Source organism: Parahoeflea olei, from assembly GCF_001703635.1.
In the GTDB taxonomy this organism is placed as follows: domain Bacteria; phylum Pseudomonadota; class Alphaproteobacteria; order Rhizobiales; family Rhizobiaceae; genus Hoeflea; species Hoeflea olei.
On record NZ_LQZT01000006.1, the window covers coordinates 56,728 to 74,691 of the forward strand.

At 64.7% G+C, this 17,964-nt stretch carries 21 protein-coding genes and 1 pseudogene; 13 read left to right on the plus strand and 9 right to left on the minus strand.

Annotated features, from left to right (window positions below):
* Window positions 1-7: 7 nt before the first annotated feature.
* The 12 genes from bchM to AWJ14_RS22715 all read left to right on the plus strand — a co-directional run bounded on the left by bchM (window position 8) and on the right by AWJ14_RS22715 (window position 9,994).
* On the plus strand, window positions 8-709 hold the full coding sequence (gene bchM / locus AWJ14_RS06175; RefSeq protein ID WP_066176437.1) for a magnesium protoporphyrin IX methyltransferase: 702 nt from the start codon (window positions 8-10) through the stop codon (window positions 707-709).
* The gene (locus AWJ14_RS06180) at window positions 706-2,148 is read left to right on the plus strand and encodes a BCD family MFS transporter (RefSeq protein ID WP_066176441.1); all 1,443 of its coding nucleotides are present in this window, start codon (window positions 706-708) and stop codon (window positions 2,146-2,148) included. Before bchM ends, AWJ14_RS06180 begins: the two co-directional genes overlap by 4 nt.
* A 28-nt stretch (window positions 2,149-2,176) precedes the next feature.
* On the plus strand, window positions 2,177-2,974 hold the full coding sequence (puhA, locus tag AWJ14_RS06185) for a photosynthetic reaction center subunit H (RefSeq protein WP_066176443.1): 798 nt from the start codon (window positions 2,177-2,179) through the stop codon (window positions 2,972-2,974).
* The gene (gene puhB, locus AWJ14_RS06190; protein WP_066176446.1) at window positions 2,971-3,639 is read left to right on the plus strand and encodes a photosynthetic complex putative assembly protein PuhB; all 669 of its coding nucleotides are present in this window, start codon (window positions 2,971-2,973) and stop codon (window positions 3,637-3,639) included. Before puhA ends, puhB begins: the two co-directional genes overlap by 4 nt.
* 5 nt (window positions 3,640-3,644) lie before the next feature.
* Window positions 3,645-4,148: a photosynthetic complex assembly protein PuhC gene (puhC, locus tag AWJ14_RS06195; RefSeq protein WP_066176449.1), complete on the plus strand. Its 504-nt coding sequence runs from the start codon at window positions 3,645-3,647 to the stop codon at window positions 4,146-4,148.
* Window positions 4,145-4,450 carry a hypothetical protein gene (locus AWJ14_RS06200; protein WP_066176452.1) on the plus strand — a complete coding sequence of 102 codons (306 nt, stop codon included), beginning with the start codon at window positions 4,145-4,147 and terminating at the stop codon, window positions 4,448-4,450. Before puhC ends, AWJ14_RS06200 begins: the two co-directional genes overlap by 4 nt.
* A complete protein-coding gene (gene acsF / locus AWJ14_RS06205) occupies window positions 4,447-5,547 on the plus strand; it encodes a magnesium-protoporphyrin IX monomethyl ester (oxidative) cyclase (protein ID WP_066176454.1) in 1,101 nt (366 codons plus the stop codon). The genes AWJ14_RS06200 and acsF overlap by 4 nt, the downstream gene beginning before the upstream one ends.
* A gap of 11 nt (window positions 5,548-5,558) precedes the next feature.
* Window positions 5,559-6,401, plus strand: coding sequence for a putative photosynthetic complex assembly protein PuhE (gene puhE / locus AWJ14_RS06210; RefSeq protein WP_083220086.1), 843 nt, complete (start codon window positions 5,559-5,561; stop codon window positions 6,399-6,401).
* Window positions 6,402-6,420: 19 nt separating this feature from the next.
* Entirely contained in the window at window positions 6,421-7,638 is a 1,218-nt protein-coding gene (hemA, locus tag AWJ14_RS06215; RefSeq protein ID WP_066176458.1) for a 5-aminolevulinate synthase, read from the plus strand.
* Window positions 7,639-7,699: 61 nt separating this feature from the next.
* Window positions 7,700-8,476: a hypothetical protein gene (locus AWJ14_RS06220; RefSeq protein WP_066176461.1), complete on the plus strand. Its 777-nt coding sequence runs from the start codon at window positions 7,700-7,702 to the stop codon at window positions 8,474-8,476.
* A gap of 16 nt (window positions 8,477-8,492) precedes the next feature.
* Window positions 8,493-9,197 (plus strand): isopentenyl-diphosphate Delta-isomerase, encoded by a 705-nt coding sequence (locus tag AWJ14_RS06225; RefSeq protein ID WP_210183503.1) that lies wholly within the window; start codon window positions 8,493-8,495, stop codon window positions 9,195-9,197.
* Between the two features lie 401 nt (window positions 9,198-9,598).
* The gene (locus tag AWJ14_RS22715; protein WP_066176574.1) at window positions 9,599-9,994 is read left to right on the plus strand and encodes a YybH family protein; all 396 of its coding nucleotides are present in this window, start codon (window positions 9,599-9,601) and stop codon (window positions 9,992-9,994) included.
* A gap of 271 nt (window positions 9,995-10,265) precedes the next feature.
* Here AWJ14_RS22715 and AWJ14_RS22720 read toward each other — a convergent pair.
* Window positions 10,266-10,538, minus strand: a pseudogene (locus AWJ14_RS22720) (hypothetical protein); the annotation flags it as partial.
* Between AWJ14_RS22720 and AWJ14_RS22350 the strand changes: the two are divergent.
* The gene (locus AWJ14_RS22350; RefSeq protein WP_171904828.1) at window positions 10,432-10,911 is read left to right on the plus strand and encodes a hypothetical protein; all 480 of its coding nucleotides are present in this window, start codon (window positions 10,432-10,434) and stop codon (window positions 10,909-10,911) included. The pseudogene AWJ14_RS22720 and the gene AWJ14_RS22350 overlap by 107 nt on opposite strands.
* A gap of 118 nt (window positions 10,912-11,029) precedes the next feature.
* On the opposite strand, the gene pufC is transcribed toward AWJ14_RS22350, so the two are convergent.
* From pufC to bchY, 8 genes are all read right to left on the minus strand, one after another.
* Complete coding sequence (gene pufC / locus AWJ14_RS06240) at window positions 11,030-12,178, minus strand: photosynthetic reaction center cytochrome PufC (protein WP_066176466.1); 1,149 nt, start codon at window positions 12,176-12,178, stop codon at window positions 11,030-11,032.
* 4 nt (window positions 12,179-12,182) lie between these two features.
* Window positions 12,183-13,148, minus strand: a complete 966-nt coding sequence (gene pufM, locus AWJ14_RS06245) for a photosynthetic reaction center subunit M (protein ID WP_210183509.1) — start codon at window positions 13,146-13,148, stop codon at window positions 12,183-12,185.
* A 10-nt stretch (window positions 13,149-13,158) separates the two neighbouring features.
* Window positions 13,159-14,004, minus strand: coding sequence for a photosynthetic reaction center subunit L (gene pufL / locus AWJ14_RS06250; protein WP_066176471.1), 846 nt, complete (start codon window positions 14,002-14,004; stop codon window positions 13,159-13,161).
* A 130-nt stretch (window positions 14,005-14,134) separates the two neighbouring features.
* Entirely contained in the window at window positions 14,135-14,335 is a 201-nt protein-coding gene (gene pufA / locus AWJ14_RS06255) for a light-harvesting antenna LH1, alpha subunit (RefSeq protein WP_066176473.1), read from the minus strand.
* Between the two features lie 12 nt (window positions 14,336-14,347).
* Window positions 14,348-14,569: a light-harvesting antenna LH1, beta subunit gene (gene pufB / locus AWJ14_RS06260; RefSeq protein WP_066176475.1), complete on the minus strand. Its 222-nt coding sequence runs from the start codon at window positions 14,567-14,569 to the stop codon at window positions 14,348-14,350.
* A gap of 118 nt (window positions 14,570-14,687) precedes the next feature.
* Window positions 14,688-14,924: a hypothetical protein gene (locus tag AWJ14_RS06265; RefSeq protein ID WP_066176478.1), complete on the minus strand. Its 237-nt coding sequence runs from the start codon at window positions 14,922-14,924 to the stop codon at window positions 14,688-14,690.
* A gap of 37 nt (window positions 14,925-14,961) precedes the next feature.
* Window positions 14,962-16,422, minus strand: coding sequence for a chlorophyllide a reductase subunit Z (bchZ, locus tag AWJ14_RS06270; RefSeq protein WP_066176480.1), 1,461 nt, complete (start codon window positions 16,420-16,422; stop codon window positions 14,962-14,964).
* A complete protein-coding gene (bchY, locus tag AWJ14_RS06275; RefSeq protein ID WP_066176481.1) occupies window positions 16,419-17,963 on the minus strand; it encodes a chlorophyllide a reductase subunit Y in 1,545 nt (514 codons plus the stop codon). The genes bchZ and bchY overlap by 4 nt, the downstream gene beginning before the upstream one ends.
* Between the last annotated feature and the right edge of the window lies 1 nt (window position 17,964).

The following is a 17,964-nucleotide window of genomic DNA, read 5'->3' on the forward strand; positions in this document are numbered from 1 at the left end:
ACAGACGATGCAGGACGCCGCCTACATCAAGCGCCGTGACGAGATCCAGCACTATTTCGACCGCACCGCGCTCGAAGCCTGGAAGCGCCTGACCTCGACCGAAAAGGTCTCGGGCGTGCGCGCCACCGTGCGCGCCGGGCGGGCTGAGATGCGGGCCGAAATCCTCAGCCGGTTCCCGCAGGACCTCAAGGGCTGGCGCATTCTCGACGCCGGCTGCGGCGGCGGACCGCTGGCGATCGAGCTCGGCCACCGCGGCGCCGAGGTGCTGGGCGTCGACCTGTCGCCGCAGATGGTCAGCCATGCCAACGAGGCGCTGCCCGAAATCCAGAACGGCGGCTCGGTGCACCTGATCGCCGGCGACATGCTGGCCCCCGACCACGGCGAATTCGATGCCGTGGTGTCGATGGACGCCCTCATTCACTACGACGCCGAGGCCGCCAAGGCCGCGATCGCCGGGCTTGCCGCGCGCACCCGGCGCAAGATGGTGTTCACGCTCGCGCCGCGCACCCGCCCGCTGGTGGCGATGAAGGCCGTGGGCAAGATCTTTCCGCGCTCGGACCGCTCGCCCGCGATCCAGCCGGTGGCGATCGGCAAGCTGATCGCCGAAACGCTGGCACGCCCCGACATGGCCGGCTGGCGCTCAGAAGCCCCCTCGCGCGTGTCGCGCGGGTTCTACATTTCCGAAGCCCAGGAGCTCGTCCGGTCATGAGCCTCGTCGCCAAAGCCAACCGCAAGATGCTCGACAAGTGGAAATCGCTTGGGCCGCGCTATCTGCCGTTCGCGGATGCGGCGACCGAAGACCTGCCGCTGTCGCGGCTGCTCCGGCTGTCGATGTTCCAGTGGTCGGTCGGCATGGCCGCCGTGCTGCTCACGGGCACGCTCAACCGGGTGATGATCGTCGAACTCGGCGTGCCGGCCTCGCTGGTGGCGCTGATGGTGGCGGTTCCGGTTCTGGCCGCCCCGTTCCGGGCGCTGATGGGCCATCGCTCCGACACCTACAAGTCGGCGCTCGGCGTGCGCCGCGTGCCCTATATCTGGCTCGGCACCATCCTGCAGTTCGGCGGCTTGTCGATCATGCCTTTCGCGCTGCTTTTGCTGCAGTCGCAGACCACCGGCCCCTCCTGGGGCGGGCCTGCGGGCGCACTGCTCGCCTTCCTCCTGACCGGCATCGGCATGCACATGGCGCAGACCGCGGGCCTGGCGCTCGCCACCGACCTGTCGGCGGAAAAGACCCGACCGCGGGTGGTGGCGCTGATGTATGTGATGTTGCTGGTGGGCATGCTGCTGGCCTCGCTGGTCTTTGCCGTGGTGCTGCGCGACTATGCCCCGCTGCTCCTGATCAAGGTGGTGCAGGGTGCGGCCGTGGCCACCGTGGTGCTCAACGTGATCTGCCTGTGGAAGCAGGAGCCGCGCAATCCGGTCGCCACCCGGCACGACCGCGAAACCATCCGTTTCTCGGAAGCCTTCGCCGCCTACCGCAAGGAAAAGGGCACGATGCGCCTGCTCGCCGCGGTGGCCTTCGGCTCGGCCGCCTTCTCGATGCAGGACGTGCTGCTCGAGCCCTATGGCGGCGAGGTGCTGCGCCTCAGCGTCAGCCAGACCACGCTGCTCACCGCGATCTGGGCGATCGGCACGCTGGTGGGCTTCAGCCATGCCGGCCGTGCGCTGCACAAGGGCGCCAACATGTACCGCCTCGCCGCGCTCGGCCTGGTGGCGGGCATCCTGGGCTTCTCGGCGATCATCTTCTCGGCGCCGCTCGACTCGGCCAACCTGTTCCGTTCCGGCGCCTGCGTGATCGGCTTCGGCGGCGGGCTGTTCGCCGTCTGCACCATGCTCGCGGCCATGGACATCGCCGAGAAATCGGACAACGGCCTCGCCATCGGCGCCTGGGGCGCGGTGCAGGCCACCGCCATCGGGCTCGGCCTGGCTGCCGGCGGGCTGATCCGCGACGGCGTCAACGGGCTGTTGGCGGGGGCGGAACCGGGTGCGGCGCTGATCGCGCCGGCCGCCGGCTACAGCGTCGTCTACCACATCGAAATCGGGCTGCTTTTCACGGCGCTTGCGGTTCTCGGACCGCTCGCCGCGCGGCGGCAAGTGCCAAACCAGGCCCGGAGCATGCGCTTCGGACTTGCTGAAATGCCCGGCTGACCAGCCGGACTCTTGAAGGAGAAATGTCATGCAAACCGGAGCTATCACATCCTATATCGATGTCGCCCAGGTGACGCTGTACGCGTTCTGGGTGTTTTTCGCCTATCTCATCTTCTACATCCGGCAGGAAGACCGTCGCGAGGGCTATCCGCTCGAAGCCGACCAGTCGGGTTATTTCAACCGGGACGACTGGTTCTACGTGCCGCCGCCGAAGACCTTCCTGCTGCCGCATGGCCATGGCGAAGTGAAGGTCCCCAACGACCGTCGCGACAGCACCGACCGTCCGATCCCGGGCGTCAAGATCGCCAATTTCTCCGGCGCGCCCTATGTGCCGACCGGCGAAAACCCGATGCTCGATTCCATCGGCCCGGGCTCCTGGGCGGAACGTGCCGACCGGCCCGACCTGCGCCATGAGGGCGATCCGAAGATCGTGCCGCTGCGGGTGGCGCCGGGCTTCTCCATCGCCAAGGGCGAGATCAACCCGATCGGCCTGCGCGTGGTCGGCTTCGACCTGGTCGTCGCCGGCACCATCACCGACATCTGGGTGGACCGGTCCGAACAGATGCTGCGCTACCTCGAAGTGCTGACGGAAGTCGGCGAAGCGCCGCGCACCGTGCTGGTCCCGATCAACTTCGGCACCTTCCGCAAGATCCGCGACGGAAGCCGCGTGTTCTTCGTCAATGCCCTGCTCGGCGAGCAGTTCGCGCATGTGCCGGGCACCAAGGAGCCCGAAAGCATCACCCTGCTCGAGGAAGACAAGATCATGGCCTACTACGGTTCCGGCCTGCTCTATGCCGTTCCCAGCCGCCAGGAGCCGCTGGCATGAGCGAGACCGGCGGACCAGAACACGACTACGAGCCGGTGCCGGGTCTCCCGGCACGGCTTCCGGAAGGCGAATACATCCTGTGGCAGGGCGCTCCCACGTCTGCGGCCGTTGCCCGCCGCGTGATGAAGACGCGCTGGATCGCGGTGTATTTCGGGGTGCTCGTGCTCTGGAATATTTCCGCCGGGGTCTATGACAACCGCACGCCGGGCGAAATCCTGTTTTCGTCCGGCGCGCTCGCCATCCTTTCGATGATCGGCATGGGCCTGCTCGAGGCCTTTGCCTGGGGCGTGCAGAAGACCACGCTCTACACGATCACCAACAAGCGCATCGTCATGCGCATCGGCGTGGCGCTTTCGGCCACCTTCAACCTGCCCTTCGCCCGCATCACGGCGGCCGACATGCGCGAGGGCAAGAACGGGATCGGCGACATCGCGCTCACGCTCGCGCCCGGCGACCGGCTGTCCTGGCTGATCTTCTGGCCGCATGTGCGCGGCTTCAAGAACGGCGCGCTGATGCCGCAACTGATCTGCCTCAAGGACGTGGCCGAGGTTGCCAAGGTATTGGCAAAGGCACTGGCCGACGCACGCCCGGCCGCGACCGAAGCCGCGGTTTCGGCCCCGGCCGACGCGCAGCCGCACAAAGACATCATCCAGGCCGCGGAGTAAGACCAATGAACGCCCTCACCCCAGGTTACCCGAACACCGGCTCCACCCCGAAAACGCCCGGCCGCAAGCCGGACCGGTTTCCGCGGATGCCGCTGATTCTGGGCCTGGGGCTGATCGGCTTCGCCTTCACCGCCATCGTCTTCGGCATGAAGACCGGTGTCGGCACCATGATCAATATCTACGACAAGCCGGTGGCGATGCGCGACATCATCATCGACGGCACCCACGACAGCGAAATCACCATCATCGACGCCCGCTCGGGCGAGGTGATCAAGGTCCTGCCGACCTCGGAAGGCGGTTTCATCCGCGGCTCGCTGCGCGCGCTTTCGCGCATCCGCCACGTGTCGGAAACCCCCACCACGCTGCCCTACCGGCTTATCCAATGGGAGAACGGCAGCGTGTCGCTCTCCGATACCGCCACCGGCGAACGGCTTTATCTGAATGCCTTCGGGCCTGACAATGTCGCCGCCTATTCTGAACTGCTAGCTTCAAGAGGGAAGAAGCCATGAGCAAAACGTCGCTGATCAGCCGGCGCAAGGAGGAGGTTCCTTGCACGGTGGAAATCAACAACACGTTCGAGGAACTAGGGGCGCATCTGCGCTTCGACAACGGGGTGGTTGTTTACCCCGGCGACGAAGTGATGGTACACGGCTCCCCGGTCGAGGTGCCTTACGGCCACTGCGAGACCTTCCGGCGCACCGCCACGATCACCCGCGCCAGCCTCCTCGAACGCACATGGACGCGCGCCACCGGCGATTTCGAGTTCATGGAGCTTTGCGAATTCAGCTTTTCAGAGAGGGCCAGGGCATGAACCAGCACGTCGAACCCGCACGCGCCAGGGCGAACACCGACACCGACCGTCCTGACATCAACGACACCACCAAGACCGCCGTTGAATCGACCATGCTCAACCCGCGGTTCTACACGACCGATTTCGACGAGATGGACCGTCTCGACGTCTCCGGCGTGCGCGAGGAATGGGATGCGCTGATCGCGGAAATGCGGTCGGACCCCAACAAGGGCCATTTCAAGCGCAATGCCGACTGGGATTCGATCGACATCGATGCGCTTCCCGCGGAGCTGCGCCGCGAATTCATCGACTTCCTCGTCTCCTCGCTGACGGCCGAATTCTCCGGCTGCGTGCTCTACAAGGAGATGAAGCGGCGCGGGAAGAACAAGGAGATCTGCGAGCTGTTCGGGCTGATGAGCCGCGATGAAAGCCGCCATGCGGGCTTCATCAACGACGCGCTCAAGGAATTCAACATCGGCGTCAACATGGGTTTCCTTGCCAAGGCGAAGAAATACACCTATTTCCGGCCGAAATTCATCTATTACGCGACCTATCTGTCGGAAAAGATCGGCTATGCCCGCTACATCACGATTTTCCGGCATTTGCAGCAGCACCCGGAAAAGCGCTTCCATCCGATCTTCAAGTGGTTCCAGGAATGGTGCAATGACGAGTTCCGGCACGGCGAGGCGTTTTCGCTGATCATGCGCTCGGATCCGAAACTGACGGCGGGCATCAACAAGTACTGGATCAAGTTCTTCCTGCTCGCCGTGTTTGCGACCATGTATGTGCGCGACCATGCGCGGCCCGCCTTCCACACCGCGCTCGGCGTCGACATCGAGGACTACGACATGCGCGTGTTCCGGCTGACGAGCGAGATCTCGAAGCAGGTGTTCCCGCTGACGCTCGATCTCGACCATCCGGGCTTCATCGCCGCCTTGCGCAAGCTCAATGGCATCAATGCCGACATCACCGCCGCCGACGAGCGCGGCGGGATCGGCGGCAAGATCGCCAAGGGCTGGCATACCGCCCGCGCGGGCCTTGCCTTCGCGCGGCTCTACATGATCCCCACCAAGTCCAACAAGGTTCCGGCCAAGAGCCGGTTGCAACCGGTCTGGTAGGAGAAACGAAAATGGTGTTCCTGTCCGCTCTTCTGGTCGCAAGCGTTGCATGGTGGGTCGCCACCGGCCTCGTGCTGGCTCTGGCGCGGGCGGGAACACGCTATTTCAAGACCGTGATGGCGCTCGCCACCGGCGTGGCGGTGATCGGCGTCTTCGGGCTGATCGCGACCGAGGACCGGACCACCGAAACCTCGGCCTATATCGCCTTCTTCTCGGCCATGGCGCTGTGGGCCTGGCACGAGACCACGTTCCTGATCGGGCTCGTGACCGGGCCGCGGCGCATCGCCTATATGGAAGCCCCGCACGAGAAGAGCCGGTTCCGCGCCGCCTTCCTGACCGTGCGCGACCATGAAATCGCCCTGTTCGTCACGCTTCTGGCGCTGGTGTGGTTCATGCACGAGGCCGACAACACCACCGGGCTCCTGGCCTTCTGCCTGCTCTGGGTGATGCGGGTGTCGACCAAGCTCAACATCTATCTCGGCGCACGCCACGCCATCAGCGACATGCTGCCCGACCGGCTGTCCTATCTCAAAAGCTACTTCCGCACCGACCGGACCAGCGGCTGGTTTTATGTGTCGCTGAGCGGAAGCGCCATCCTTCTTGCCTGGCTCGTCCTGTCCGCGGCCCAGGCGGACACCGCCCATGGCGCGGTCAAGTGGACATTGCTGGCCTCGTTCGCGGGACTGGCGCTGATCGAACACCTGTTTCTCGTTTTGCCGGTTCGCGATTCCGCCCTTTGGGGCTGGGCGATGGACAAGACAAAGAAAAGACAATCCAACAAGAACCGGGCCAACCGGACAGCGCTTCACACCAAACCGGAATCGGAAACTTCCCGCGCGACTGCACGGGCCTGAGCTAAGGGGGATAACCCACATGGACTTCAACCGCTACTTCACCTTGCAGCTCGACAAGCTGCATACGGCCGGCAACTACCGGGTGTTTGCGGAACTCGAGCGGCATTCCGGCGGGTTTCCCCGGGCCACGCGGCACCGCGGCGACGGTACCACCCATGATGTGACTGTGTGGTGCTCGAACGACTATCTCGGCATGGGCCAGAACCCCAAGGTGATTGCGGCCATGCATGCGGCGATCGACCAGTACGGCGCAGGCGCCGGCGGCACCCGCAACATCTCGGGCACCAACCATGCGCATGTGCTGCTCGAGAGGGAGCTCGCCGACCTGCATGGCAAGGAAGCCGCGCTGATCTTCTCCTCGGGCTATGTGTCGAACTGGGCCGCGCTCGGAACGCTCGGCGCCAAGATCCCCGGGCTGATCATCTATTCGGATGCGCTCAACCACGCCTCGATGATCGAAGGCATCCGCCACAGCCGCGCCGAAAAGCGCGTGTGGCGCCACAACGATCCGAAGCACCTGGCCGAGCTGATGGCCGCCGACGATCCGGCCGCGCCGAAGCTGGTGGCGTTCGAAAGCGTCTATTCGATGGACGGCGACATCGCCCCGATCGCCGAGATCCTCGACGTGGCCGAGCGCTTCGGCGCGATGACCTATCTCGACGAGGTGCACGCGGTCGGCATGTACGGCCCGCGCGGCGGCGGGGTGGCCGAACGCGAAGGCCTGATGGACCGCGTGACGATCATCGAAGGCACGCTCGGCAAGGCCTTCGGCGTGATGGGCGGCTATATCACCGGCACGCGCGCCGTCTGCGATTTCATCCGCAGCTTCGCCTCCGGCTTCATCTTCACCACCGCCATTCCGCCGGCGCTGGCAGCCGGCGCCACCGCCTCGATCAAGCATCTCAAGCAGAGCCAGGCCGAACGCACCGCGCATCGCAACAACGTGGCCAAGTTCCGCGCGATGCTCGATGCCAAGGGCATTCCGCACATGCACAACCCGAGCCACATCGTGCCGGTGATGGTGGGCGACGCCAAGAAGTGCAAATGGATCTCCGACATCCTGCTCGACACCTATGGGGTCTATGTGCAGCCGATCAACTACCCGACCGTGCCGGTCGGTACCGAACGGCTCAGGTTCACCCCGACGCCGATGCACAGCGACGACGACCTCAGGCATCTGGTGGATTCGCTGTGCGATCTGTGGTCGCAGTGCGCCCTGTCGCGCGCAGTGGCCTGATCCGGCAAACGGGACCACTCGTGCGCGGATCGCGGCTCCCGGGGACAGCGGAGGAAGGCCAATGACAGTGGTGACGTTTTCGCTGTTCGGCTTTTCCTCGCTGCGCCGGCGCCTGTGGGCGCTTTCGCAGATGGGCTTCGCCAAGCCGGCGCTGCGCCGGATGCCGGATCTGCGGTTCTTCAAGCTGATGGGCACCGGTTCGGGCGCGGGGTTCTCCACGCGGCCGAATTTCGGCGTCTACACGCTGCTTGCGGAATGGCCCTCGCTCGAGATCGCGCGCGAGCGGATCGCTTCGGCGCGCGCGCTTGACGGCTACCGCAACACCGCCGACCGCATGGCCACGCTCTATCTCGAGCCGGTGACCACGCGCGGCCAGTGGGACGGTCATGTGTTCGAGGTGGCCGATCCCGCGCCCGCGCAACGGATGCCGGTGGTGGCCATGACCCGCGCCTCGATCCGCCCCTCAAAGCTCACCCGGTTCTGGCCGCGGGTGCCGGCGATCTCCGACACGGCGGAAGCCGAGCCGATGCGGCACTTCATGATCGGCACCGGGGAAATCCCCTGGCTGCACCAGGTGACGATGTCGGCATGGACCTCGGTCGAAGCCATGGAGGCGTTTTCCCGCCGCAGCGCCACCCATGGCGAGGCGGTGCGCACCGCCTACAGGGACGACTGGTTTTCGGAATACTGCTTCACCCGGTTCAACCTGCTGGCGCTCGAAGGCCGCTGGCAGGGATTGACCGATGTGGAAGCCCTCTCCCTCCCCACCCCCACGGCGCCGGCAACCGGACGCGCCGACGATGCCGGACGGGCCGCCTGCGCGCCCGCCCCGGCCTGACAGACAGGACAGAACGATGAACATACGCCCAACCATCATCCCCGCGATTGCAGAGGATGGCTCGCTCTATCCGGTCGAGAAGCTGAAATGCCATGTCGACGGGCTGTTCCACCTCGCTGTGTCGATCTTCGTGTTCGACGGCGACCATCTGCTGATCCAGAAGCGGGCGAAGGAGAAGTACCACTGCGGCGGGCTGTGGGCCAATACCTGCTGCTCGCACCCGCACTGGGACGAGCCGATCGACAGCTGCGCCCGGCGCCGGCTGCACGAGGAGCTCGGCTTCAACGTGGCGCTGTCGCGCCGGCGCGTGGTCGAATATTCCGCCGATGTCGGCAACGGCCTGCACGAGCACGAGAAGGTGACGATGTATATCGGCAAGGCCGACCGCACGGCGGTACAACTGGCGCCCGACCCGCGCGAGGTCGAGGACACACGCTGGATGACCCGCGACGAGCTGCGAGGTCGAGGACCCACGCTGGATCACCCGCGACGAGCTGCATGCGGAGATCGCCCGGCACCCGGACCAGTTCACGCCCTGGTTCCGGATCTATGCGGAGCGCTATCCCGACCTGGTGTTCTGACCGTTTCAAGGTCTCACGCAGCTGCCATGTCCAATGCTCAGGCCCCGCTCCGCGCGGGGCCTGAGAGTGCTGCCCCCCCTGCCTTCGACCCCTTGTTGTTATTGACGGCTATCGCGCGCCACCCGTCCTGCCGGACTTGATCCGGCATCAAGCGCGATCAAATCCTTGATCGCAAAAGACTCTTTAACGACGCCGACGCGCGCAGCCGGGTTCCGGCTCAAGGCCGGAATGACGAAGAATGAAACCATGCCTTCATGGTCCGACCCGAGATCCATGGCCAAGCTGCTGCGCGAGCTCCTCAAGCACCACGGGAACGCCGTGTGCCGCTGGCACCTTGAGCAGCCTGCTCAGACCTGGACGTGATCATTTGCCAGTCGCTGGTGCTGGTGATAAAAACGCCCCATGGACTGTGTTCGCGCTTTCACTTTGATTATTGGCCCCATTCATCGGGTGGTGGGGTAAGCGCGTCATATTTCAAGACAAGGCAACCCGCCGCGTGGCGGGTTTTGTTTTTCCGCTCGCGGCCATTTTGGAGTCCGGAATGTCCGACCATCCCCTGAAAATCCTTATCGAATCTGCAGACCATTCCATATCGGCCAAAGACTTCGACGGCTTGATGCGATTTTACACCGATGATGCCACCCTGGTGGTCAAGGCAGGCATGTATGCCAAAGGCAAAGACCAGATCCGGAAAGCGTTCGAAGCAATCTCTGCTCACTTCCATGACACATTGAAAGTCCGCCAGGGGAGGATGGAGGTGATCGAGGGCGGAGACACGGCGCTGGTGATCATGGAAACCTGGTTGGATGCCGTCGATGAAAACGGCATTGCGACGTCGACGGTACGACGTGCCACCTATGTGTTTCGTCAGGACTCGTCTGGCACCTGGTTATGCGCTGTCGACAATTCCTACGGCACGGCTCTGCTCGACAGCTGAGAAGGCTCCCGGCCCGGTGCCCACATTGGGTCGGGGGACAGCGTTCCGGTTGGCGCAGATACATAGCCGGATACTTCCACGGCAGAAGCTGAGCGATCCGGCTCTGTTTATGGGCTTTGACAAGGACGGCCAGGGCGGCGGGTGGACAGGCCAGCGGGTCTAAGGCCTTGAGTTTGCAGGTCCCGCTGAGCGAGGCGATGGTGGCCAAGTTCTCCGCCCTTGCATCGTGTCCGGCAAAGAACGCGTTCTTGCGACTGAGGGCAACCGGCAGGAAGGTCCGCTCGACGCTGTTGGTGCCGAGCACGATGCGAACGTCGGACAGGAAGAGCAGCAGACCATCCCGGTATTTGACGATGCAAGCCAAGGCCTTGCCGGCTGGGACTGCGTTGCCCCGCGGGTGCGGTGAGGAACGAGCCGCGCCTGCAGGCCGTCGACGCGTGGCGCCGATCGCTGCTGCCGACCTGCAAGGCAAGCCTACCGCGGTTGATCGCACGTGGCTTGGTAATCCTGTTTCCGGAAAGAGCGTCCGCCTCATCCTCGGCATGGATCACGGCCATATCTGGGCTTTGACGGAGAAACGCGCCACGCGCCTGTCGCGCGCCTTTCGGCAGCGGCGCGGAGGCCGCCTGGCGCCACCGGACGGTCTCGCCTCCCACCCCCATTGCCCGGAGGCCGTCAGGCGCGACCACTGGCGCCTGCGACAGGCCTTGAGGCCCGGGAGCAGCAAGACCGGGCAGCCGGAACTCGCTGCGGACGGAGGCTCGCTGAATTCCGCCTCCGTTGCGGGGCCAGGCGCGGTGACGTGGGGTTTGGCGGGGCTGCTGCACCGATGCCCGAGCTTTCCGCGCCTGCGGGCGCTGCTGGCGGCAAGCGCGGCCAATGCGCGATGCGCGCGCGTGCAGCAGCACCGGCCGTGAGCCGCGAAGCGGATGGATGCGGAACCCCTCTTCCAAAAAAGAAAGACCGGAGATCTCGCGATCTCCGGTCCTCTTTTGCGCAAACGGACGCCGAGGGAAAGCGCCGCTTGCCGCAGGCTCAGTCGGCAGACGCCAGAGCCTTTTCCTCAGCGCCGGAGGCCGGCGCAAGAGATGATGTGTTGGTCGGAGCCAGAACCTTGGTCTCTCCTTCCTTCCACAGATTGAAGTCGGGCACGCCGCGCTCCGTCTGGGTGCCGAGAGACTTGACGTAGTTCTCGAGCATCGAGGCACCGTACATCGGCTTCTGAACGCCGTTGTGGCAGGTGTTGCACGAGACCTTGAACACGTCGCCTTCAGGCCCCTTGCGGTTGGCCGGGAACACCGGCTCCATCGGCGTCATGAAGGCATTGTTGAGGTCCCGGGTCAGCCGGATCCCGTGCCATGCGGTCACGCGCTGGGTCGGGCTCTGATCCCAGTCGTTGAAGGCGCGGGTGTTGTGGCAGGTGATGCAGCCAACCCCCAGGCTTTCGGACATGTGCATCATCAGCGCCCAGCTTTCCTCGGTTTCCTTGACGGTGTTCTTGTTGGTTCCGTCAGGAAGCGCGGTCAGCGAGTGGACGCGGATGTTCTTCTCGCCCAGCAGGTAGCTTTCCAGCGCATCGGTCGGCAGCGAGGTGTTGGCGGCCAACTTGTTGACGATGTTCTGGCCTCCGCGCCAGCCCACGGCCCTGCCCTTTTCGCCGGGGCCGCTGTCCTTGGCCCAAACATTGGCGGGCAGCGTCTGGCCACGGTGGCAGGTGTAGCAGGTCACGCCGGTCTGGGCGACGTGGGGCTGCCAGTCCTCGTTGATGTGCTGCGTCATCTGCAGCATGCGGCGGGAAACCACCTTGGTATAGACTTCATCGGAGGCGAGATCGTCGGGGTTGTGGCAGTAGTTACAGCCTTCCACCGGCGACACCCACTGGGTGATGTCGAACATCAGTTCGTTGAACTCGTCTTCCGAAAGATGTCCCAGAACCTGGACGTTCTGGTAGACCTCGTTGGCCCGGGGACCTGCCGGATCCGGCTGATAGGCCGGCTCCAGCACGGCATTGGCAACCTTGAGGGCCGCCTGGTCCTCGCGGTCGAGCACTTGAACCATGCCCGATCCGCGATAACCGATCTGCACGCTGTCGACGGGCGGCGTGTCCCAGTCGGCGCCGAAGATGATGGCAGCGCCCACGAACACGGCGCCGGCCGCAGCGAATGGTATCCAAAGTTGATTCATTGTCTTAACCCCCAATGGCCGGATCGACGACCGTCGGCCACAAGTCGGGCAGCGGCGCGACAAGGCCGTGCTTCATGCCCCACAGGTACCAGTTGTCGACCACGGTCCCGGTCAGCAAGATGCCGATGCCGCCGGTAATCGGTGTGAGCACGGCAAACCACCAGGCCCAACGGTGAATAGATTCCATGGTGGCGTTGAAGCCCATGGTCCACCTCCAGAACAGCGCTGCGCGTTCCGAAGCGGTACCGCGGTCGGTGATCTGTTCCACTTCGCGCTCGCCGCCGTACCGGGTCACCGCGAGAATGGTCGCAGCGTGCATGGCGAACAGCAGAACCGAGCCGTACAGGAATGCAATCGAGAGGCAGTGGAACGGGTTGTAGTAGAGATTGCCGTAGCGGATCGAGAACGCCGCGGTCCAGTCGAGGTGCGGGAAGATGCCGTAGGGAACGGCTTCAGCCCAGGATCCCATCATCAGCGGCCGGAACAGGCCGAGGCAGAGGAACAGGAAGATGGCCGAGCCGAAGGCCCAGAAGACGTGGGTGCCGAGACCGAGCGCGCGCGCCCGGATATAGACCCTCGCCCACCACATCAGCACCGCGGCCAGAAGGAAGACGCTGGAGATGATGTACCAGCCGCCTTCGTTGAGCGGCGGGATTCCGAGGCCGTATTTGGCCGGCGGCGGTTCAAGCGCGAGCCAGAACAGCTGGCGGATGAACTGGATCGGGTCCCAGCCGACCGACGCCAGCATGTTCATGCCGACGATGACGAACCAGATGGTGCCCGCGATCAGCGACGCGGTGCCCAGGAAGCCCAGGTAGATCGGACCGATCTGGGCGTAGCCCATCCAGCCGGCGAGCTTGTTGTAGATCGGCTTGCCGATGCGCTCGTCGTCGCCGCGGGGCAACGGGATCCCGGCCTCCACAGGTCCGCGGACCTGTATTTGCGTGAATATGTTTTGGTATTCCATGATCAGATCCCTTTCAGCTCCAGATCGGCAGATCGAGCCACCAGTTCCACCACTCGGGCCAACCCTTGTTCCAGAGCGGACCGCTGATGACGATGCACACAGCGCTCCAGAAACCGGCGTTCAGGGCCAGCACCAGACCGAGGCGGTGAATGCCCAGCGTGCCGACGGAATAGCCAATGATGTCGCGGAAGAACGTGTCTTCGTGTTCCGGTGACTTGACCTCATTGGGATTGTTGTAGAGCGTGCCGTCGCGGCCCGGATTGCTGGCCGAGAGGATCAGGCCGCCGTGCATCGCCAGCGCCATGGTCGTGGTGAAGAACAAGGTCACCGCGAGCATGTGCGCGGGATTGTAGTGGAAGTGCAGATACTGGTATCCGACGTTCGACACCCAATCGAGATGGCTGAAGATGCCGTAGGGGAACCCGTGTCCCCATGCGCCCATCAGGATCGGCCGGATCACGACCAGCGTCACATAGGCGAAGATCGCGACGGCAAAGGCGGCCGGGACGTGAAAGCCCATGCCGAGTTTGCGGCAGATCTCGACCTCGCGCAGCGCCCAGGACACGAAGGCCCCGATCGCGCAGATGGTGATGATCTGCCAAAGTCCGCCTTCGGCCAGTGGCGCCAGGCCGAGCCCGTAGCTCAGATCAGGCGGAGCAATCGAGATCCGCCAGATGTTCCAGGTTGGCCCAAGCGCCGCGCCATAGGCCATCAACGCGGTGCCAAGACCCGCGAAAAAAACCGTGGTGAGGCCGAAAAAGCCTACGTAAAATGGTCCGACCCAAAAATCGAACAGGTCACCGCCTATCAGGGTGCCACCGCGTACGCGGTATTTTCTTTCAAAACTCAGCAGCGCCATGGCTTGTCTCCAACCCCGTCTGACCGCTGTCTTGCGACGCGGCCCTGTTCCGGGTTTTGCCCATTCCAGTTTTCGACCGCGGGCGGAGGGGCCTGGGCCTTGCCCCGCCCGCGGTCATTGTTTTCAGCGATCAGCCGATCATCGAGGGGATAAGCCCCAGAATGCCCGTCGACGGATCGAGAGCGCCGGTCACGACCGGTGCGCCTTCGAGCCAGTTGAAGCGGGTCGTGCTGAGCAGGACGAGGTGAATCATCACAGCCAGCGCGAACAGGAAGACGCCTTGGACGACCAGCGTTTTACGCGGGTCGAAAATCATCCAGATTCTCCACATGTCGCTTCTCCTTTAGCTGAGCATTGGCAGGAATGCCGAAACCGTCTGGCTGACACCTTCAAGCGAGGCGTAGCCCTCCGGACCGGGGATCCACGGACGCCAGAACCAGGCGAGCAGATGTGCAACCACGGCAATCGCCACGAATGCAATCATTCCCTGGAGGTAGTACGAGTGGAACTCCTGTGCTTCCCCTTCGGTCAGACCCGAAAGCGAAACGGTATTTGGACTGGACATTGAAAGTACCTCCTAGTCACAAGCGCTGCGGTTCCCCGCAGCCGGGTGCCTCGGACCGCCTGCGAACAGGCGGCTTCGGCGGTTCTTGCCGGATTTGGACACCGGCAAAGGCGAAATGCTACGCGATGAACACGTAGCCTGCGGTGGCGTGCGCCGATGCGCGCGCCTCCGCGAAAACGGATTGGCCGTGGCTGTCGACCGGTTTTCCGCGCAGGGCCTTGAAGCCGCGCGAGGTCCCCGCCATGGCCAGACAAACGACAAAGGCAATTCCGACCAGGACCCAGTATTCGACCCGGTCCGACCTCGACTGCCCGCGGGCGGCCTGCCTTTCCTTGTGCTGTGCTGTCATGCTCATCGCACTCTCCTTCTCTGCCGGGTTGGTCCCGGCGTCGTTATGCGGCCCGCCCGCGCCTCAGCGCCTGGCTGGCCAAATCCACGTCTTCCCGGTTCACGATCGCGCTGCCGCGGGCCCGCGCCTGCTCCTCGGCAGCATCGCGCAGCCGCTTGGCGGCGGAGATCCTGACCAGCACCGGCTCGAGTTCGATCGCCCGGTCGAGCACCGTCTTGGCTTCCGGCGCCCAGGGAATTTCGCCCCGCGTCTTCACCGGCGTCGCCTCCACGGCATCCATGTCGGTCGCCAGCGGCAGGATCGAGAACAGCGCGTCGAACAGAGCGTTGCAGACTTCCTGAATGAGCCAGGAGGCGCCCGAATAGCCCATCACCGGCGTTCCGGTGTGGCGGCGGATGATCGCGCCCGGGAACGACACGGGCACGTAGATCGCCCGCGCGCCGGCCTCGGCCAGGTACATCCGCTCGTTGTAGGAGCCGAACATCACCAAGGGCGGCTTGTCCTTGATCAGCTGACGGACCGCCTGGTTGTCGGTCTTGCGGCCGGCGACGCGCTGCACCGAGAAGCTGCAGGGCATGCCCATTTCCTCGGTGAGGAAATTGCGGATGCCGCGCTCATAGGTTTCGCTCGCCACGATCGCGTAGCTGGCGGTGGCGAAGAAATCCTGGGTGACCGAGCGCCACAGGTCCCACATCGGCTTGAGCGTGGTGTGCTTCTCGCGCCCGATGAAGGGCTCCGGATCGAGGCCCAGCATCTCGCCCAGCGACCTGAGGAACGCCGTGGTCGAATGAATGCCGATCGGCGCCTGCAGATAGGGCCGGTCGAGCGCCTCGCAGAGCAGCCGGCCGAATTCGCGGTAGAGGCAGACATTGGCGTCCGCATCGGCGAGCCTGGAGACATCGGCCAGATGGCTGCCCATCGGGAAGGTCATGTTGACCTCGGCGCCGATGCCTTCGATCAGGCGCCGGATCTCGGCGAGATCGGAAGCCATGTTGAAGGTGCCGTAGATCGCGCCGATGATGTTGACCTTCGGCTTCTCGCCGTCCTTGCGCGCCTTGGGCGGGCGCACCTTGCCCTTTTTCGGGCCATATTCGGTCCACAGCCACTTGAGCGCGCGGTCGGCGGACTGCCACTGGTCCTCGTCGATGGTGCGCGGCAGGAAGCGCTGGATATTGGCGCCTTCGGGCGTCACGCCCCCGCCGATCATCTCGGCGATCGAGCCGGTGACGACGACTGCGGGGAGATCGGGATCGAGCACCGCCCGGGCGCGCTTCATCGCGGCCTCGGTGCCGTGCTGGCCGAGTTCTTCCTCGCCCAGGCCGGTGACGACGACCGGCAGCTCATGCGGCGGCAGCGCGTCGGTGTAGTGCAGTACGGACGTGACCGGCAGGTTTTCGCAGCCGACCGGGCCGTCGATGATGACCTGCAGCCCCTTGATGGCCGCAAACACATAGACCGAGCCCCAGTAGCCCCCTGCCCTGTCGTGGTCGATGATCAGCGTCATGAGCCAACCGCCTCCCCGGAATCCACCGCGTTCTTCGACGCGGCCGCCTTGGCGGCGAATTTCTTGCGGAATGTGGTGTTGGGCACCGGCTTGTCTTCCCAGACGCCGGCATTGTCGCCCTTGCCGACATCGCCGAAGAAGGCGTGCATGCGATCGAAGCGCGACTTGTTGGCAATGGCGGCGTTGACGACGGCCGCGAGCGAGCCGGCGCCGGCGGGGCCCATCAGCGGGCGCGCCGAGATCAGGTTGGTGAAGTAGAGCGCCGGTGTGGCGTTCTCCTTGGCCTTTTGCACCACCGGCGTGGTGCCGATGGCGAGATCGGGCTTGAACTCGGCCATCGCCGCCAGGTCCTGTTCGAGCGAGGCGCGATACTGGACCTGGACGCCATGGGCTTCGAGCCATTCGGCGTCGAACGCGGAGAACTCGGTCTTCGGGCAGGCGGTGCCGACATATTTGAGGTCCGCGCCGCTTTCGACCAGAAGCCGCGCGACGATCAGTTCGGAACCCTCATAGCCCGACAGCGTGATGCGGCCATTGATGCGGTTTTCGGCAAGCGCGCCACGGATCGCACCGCCAAAGGCGTTGCGCGCGGCGTCAATCTGGGCCTGCGGCACATTGCAGCCCTCGCCGATCGCCTGCAGCCAGGCATCGGTGCCCTCGAAGCCCACCGGCGCGGAGCCGATGACCTTGCGTCCGGCGGCGCGGAAGGCACGCACCGAAGCCGTGTAGAAGGGATGGATCGCGGCGACGGCGGCGCAGTCGAGCGCGGCATAGAGCTCGCGCCATTCGCGCACCGGCACCACCGGCCCTGCAGCCAGGCCCATGGGTTCGAGCATGGCGGCGATCATCATCGGATCGGCCGGGAACATCTCGCCGAGCAGGGTGATCGAGGGACGCCCCTCAATGCCGCCGCGCGGCGCCTGCACCGGCCCGCTTTCGGCCTCGCCATGGGCATAGGTCAGCATCGCCGAGGAGAGCACGTCCTTGGCCTCGGCATGGGTCGGCACGCCGAAACCCGGCACGTCGATGCCGACGATGCGCACGCCGTTGATTTCCTTGGGCAGCATCTGCAGCGGCACGCCCGAGGCGGTCGGCACGCACAGGCTGGTGACCACGATCGCGTCATAGGCGGCCGGATCGGCCATTTCATGAACCGCGTCGCGGATGTCCTCGTAGAGCTTGCCGGTGACGAGCGATTCCGAATTGAACGGCACGTAGCCGACGGAGCGCTTGGCGCCGTAGAAATGCGAGGTGAAAGTGAGGCCATAGACGCAGCAGGCCGAGCCCGACAGGATGGTGCCGACCCGGCGCATGCGCAGGCCGACGCGGAGCGAGCCGAAGGCCGGGCACATCGATTGCGGCTGGTCGTGCGGCCCTTTCGGATAATCCGCCTCCAGCTGCTGCATCAGCCCGGACTTGCCCGAGGCCATGGCCTGCGCCTTCATTTTCTCCGCGCCAGAAGCGCAAGCCATGCCTTCGGCAGCGGCGCTGTCGGCCGGCATCATGGCAAGTTCGTCGCGTTTGGGGGAAAAGTCGTCCATG

Coding starts and splice junctions, on each gene's coding strand:
- bchM (WP_066176437.1), top strand. CDS start 8: ATGCAGGACGCCGCCTACATCAAGCGCCGTGACGAGATCCAGCACTAT.
- AWJ14_RS06180 (WP_066176441.1), top strand. CDS start 706: ATGAGCCTCGTCGCCAAAGCCAACCGCAAGATGCTCGACAAGTGGAAA.
- puhA (WP_066176443.1), top strand. CDS start 2,177: ATGCAAACCGGAGCTATCACATCCTATATCGATGTCGCCCAGGTGACG.
- puhB (WP_066176446.1), top strand. CDS start 2,971: ATGAGCGAGACCGGCGGACCAGAACACGACTACGAGCCGGTGCCGGGT.
- puhC (WP_066176449.1), top strand. CDS start 3,645: ATGAACGCCCTCACCCCAGGTTACCCGAACACCGGCTCCACCCCGAAA.
- AWJ14_RS06200 (WP_066176452.1), top strand. CDS start 4,145: ATGAGCAAAACGTCGCTGATCAGCCGGCGCAAGGAGGAGGTTCCTTGC.
- acsF (WP_066176454.1), top strand. CDS start 4,447: ATGAACCAGCACGTCGAACCCGCACGCGCCAGGGCGAACACCGACACC.
- puhE (WP_083220086.1), top strand. CDS start 5,559: ATGGTGTTCCTGTCCGCTCTTCTGGTCGCAAGCGTTGCATGGTGGGTC.
- hemA (WP_066176458.1), top strand. CDS start 6,421: ATGGACTTCAACCGCTACTTCACCTTGCAGCTCGACAAGCTGCATACG.
- AWJ14_RS06220 (WP_066176461.1), top strand. CDS start 7,700: ATGACAGTGGTGACGTTTTCGCTGTTCGGCTTTTCCTCGCTGCGCCGG.
- AWJ14_RS06225 (WP_210183503.1), top strand. CDS start 8,493: ATGAACATACGCCCAACCATCATCCCCGCGATTGCAGAGGATGGCTCG.
- AWJ14_RS22715 (WP_066176574.1), top strand. CDS start 9,599: ATGTCCGACCATCCCCTGAAAATCCTTATCGAATCTGCAGACCATTCC.
- pufC (WP_066176466.1), bottom strand. CDS start 12,178: ATGAATCAACTTTGGATACCATTCGCTGCGGCCGGCGCCGTGTTCGTG.
- pufL (WP_066176471.1), bottom strand. CDS start 14,004: ATGGCGCTGCTGAGTTTTGAAAGAAAATACCGCGTACGCGGTGGCACC.
- pufA (WP_066176473.1), bottom strand. CDS start 14,335: ATGTGGAGAATCTGGATGATTTTCGACCCGCGTAAAACGCTGGTCGTC.
- pufB (WP_066176475.1), bottom strand. CDS start 14,569: ATGTCCAGTCCAAATACCGTTTCGCTTTCGGGTCTGACCGAAGGGGAA.
- AWJ14_RS06265 (WP_066176478.1), bottom strand. CDS start 14,924: ATGAGCATGACAGCACAGCACAAGGAAAGGCAGGCCGCCCGCGGGCAG.
- bchZ (WP_066176480.1), bottom strand. CDS start 16,422: ATGACGCTGATCATCGACCACGACAGGGCAGGGGGCTACTGGGGCTCG.
- bchY (WP_066176481.1), bottom strand. CDS start 17,963: ATGGACGACTTTTCCCCCAAACGCGACGAACTTGCCATGATGCCGGCC.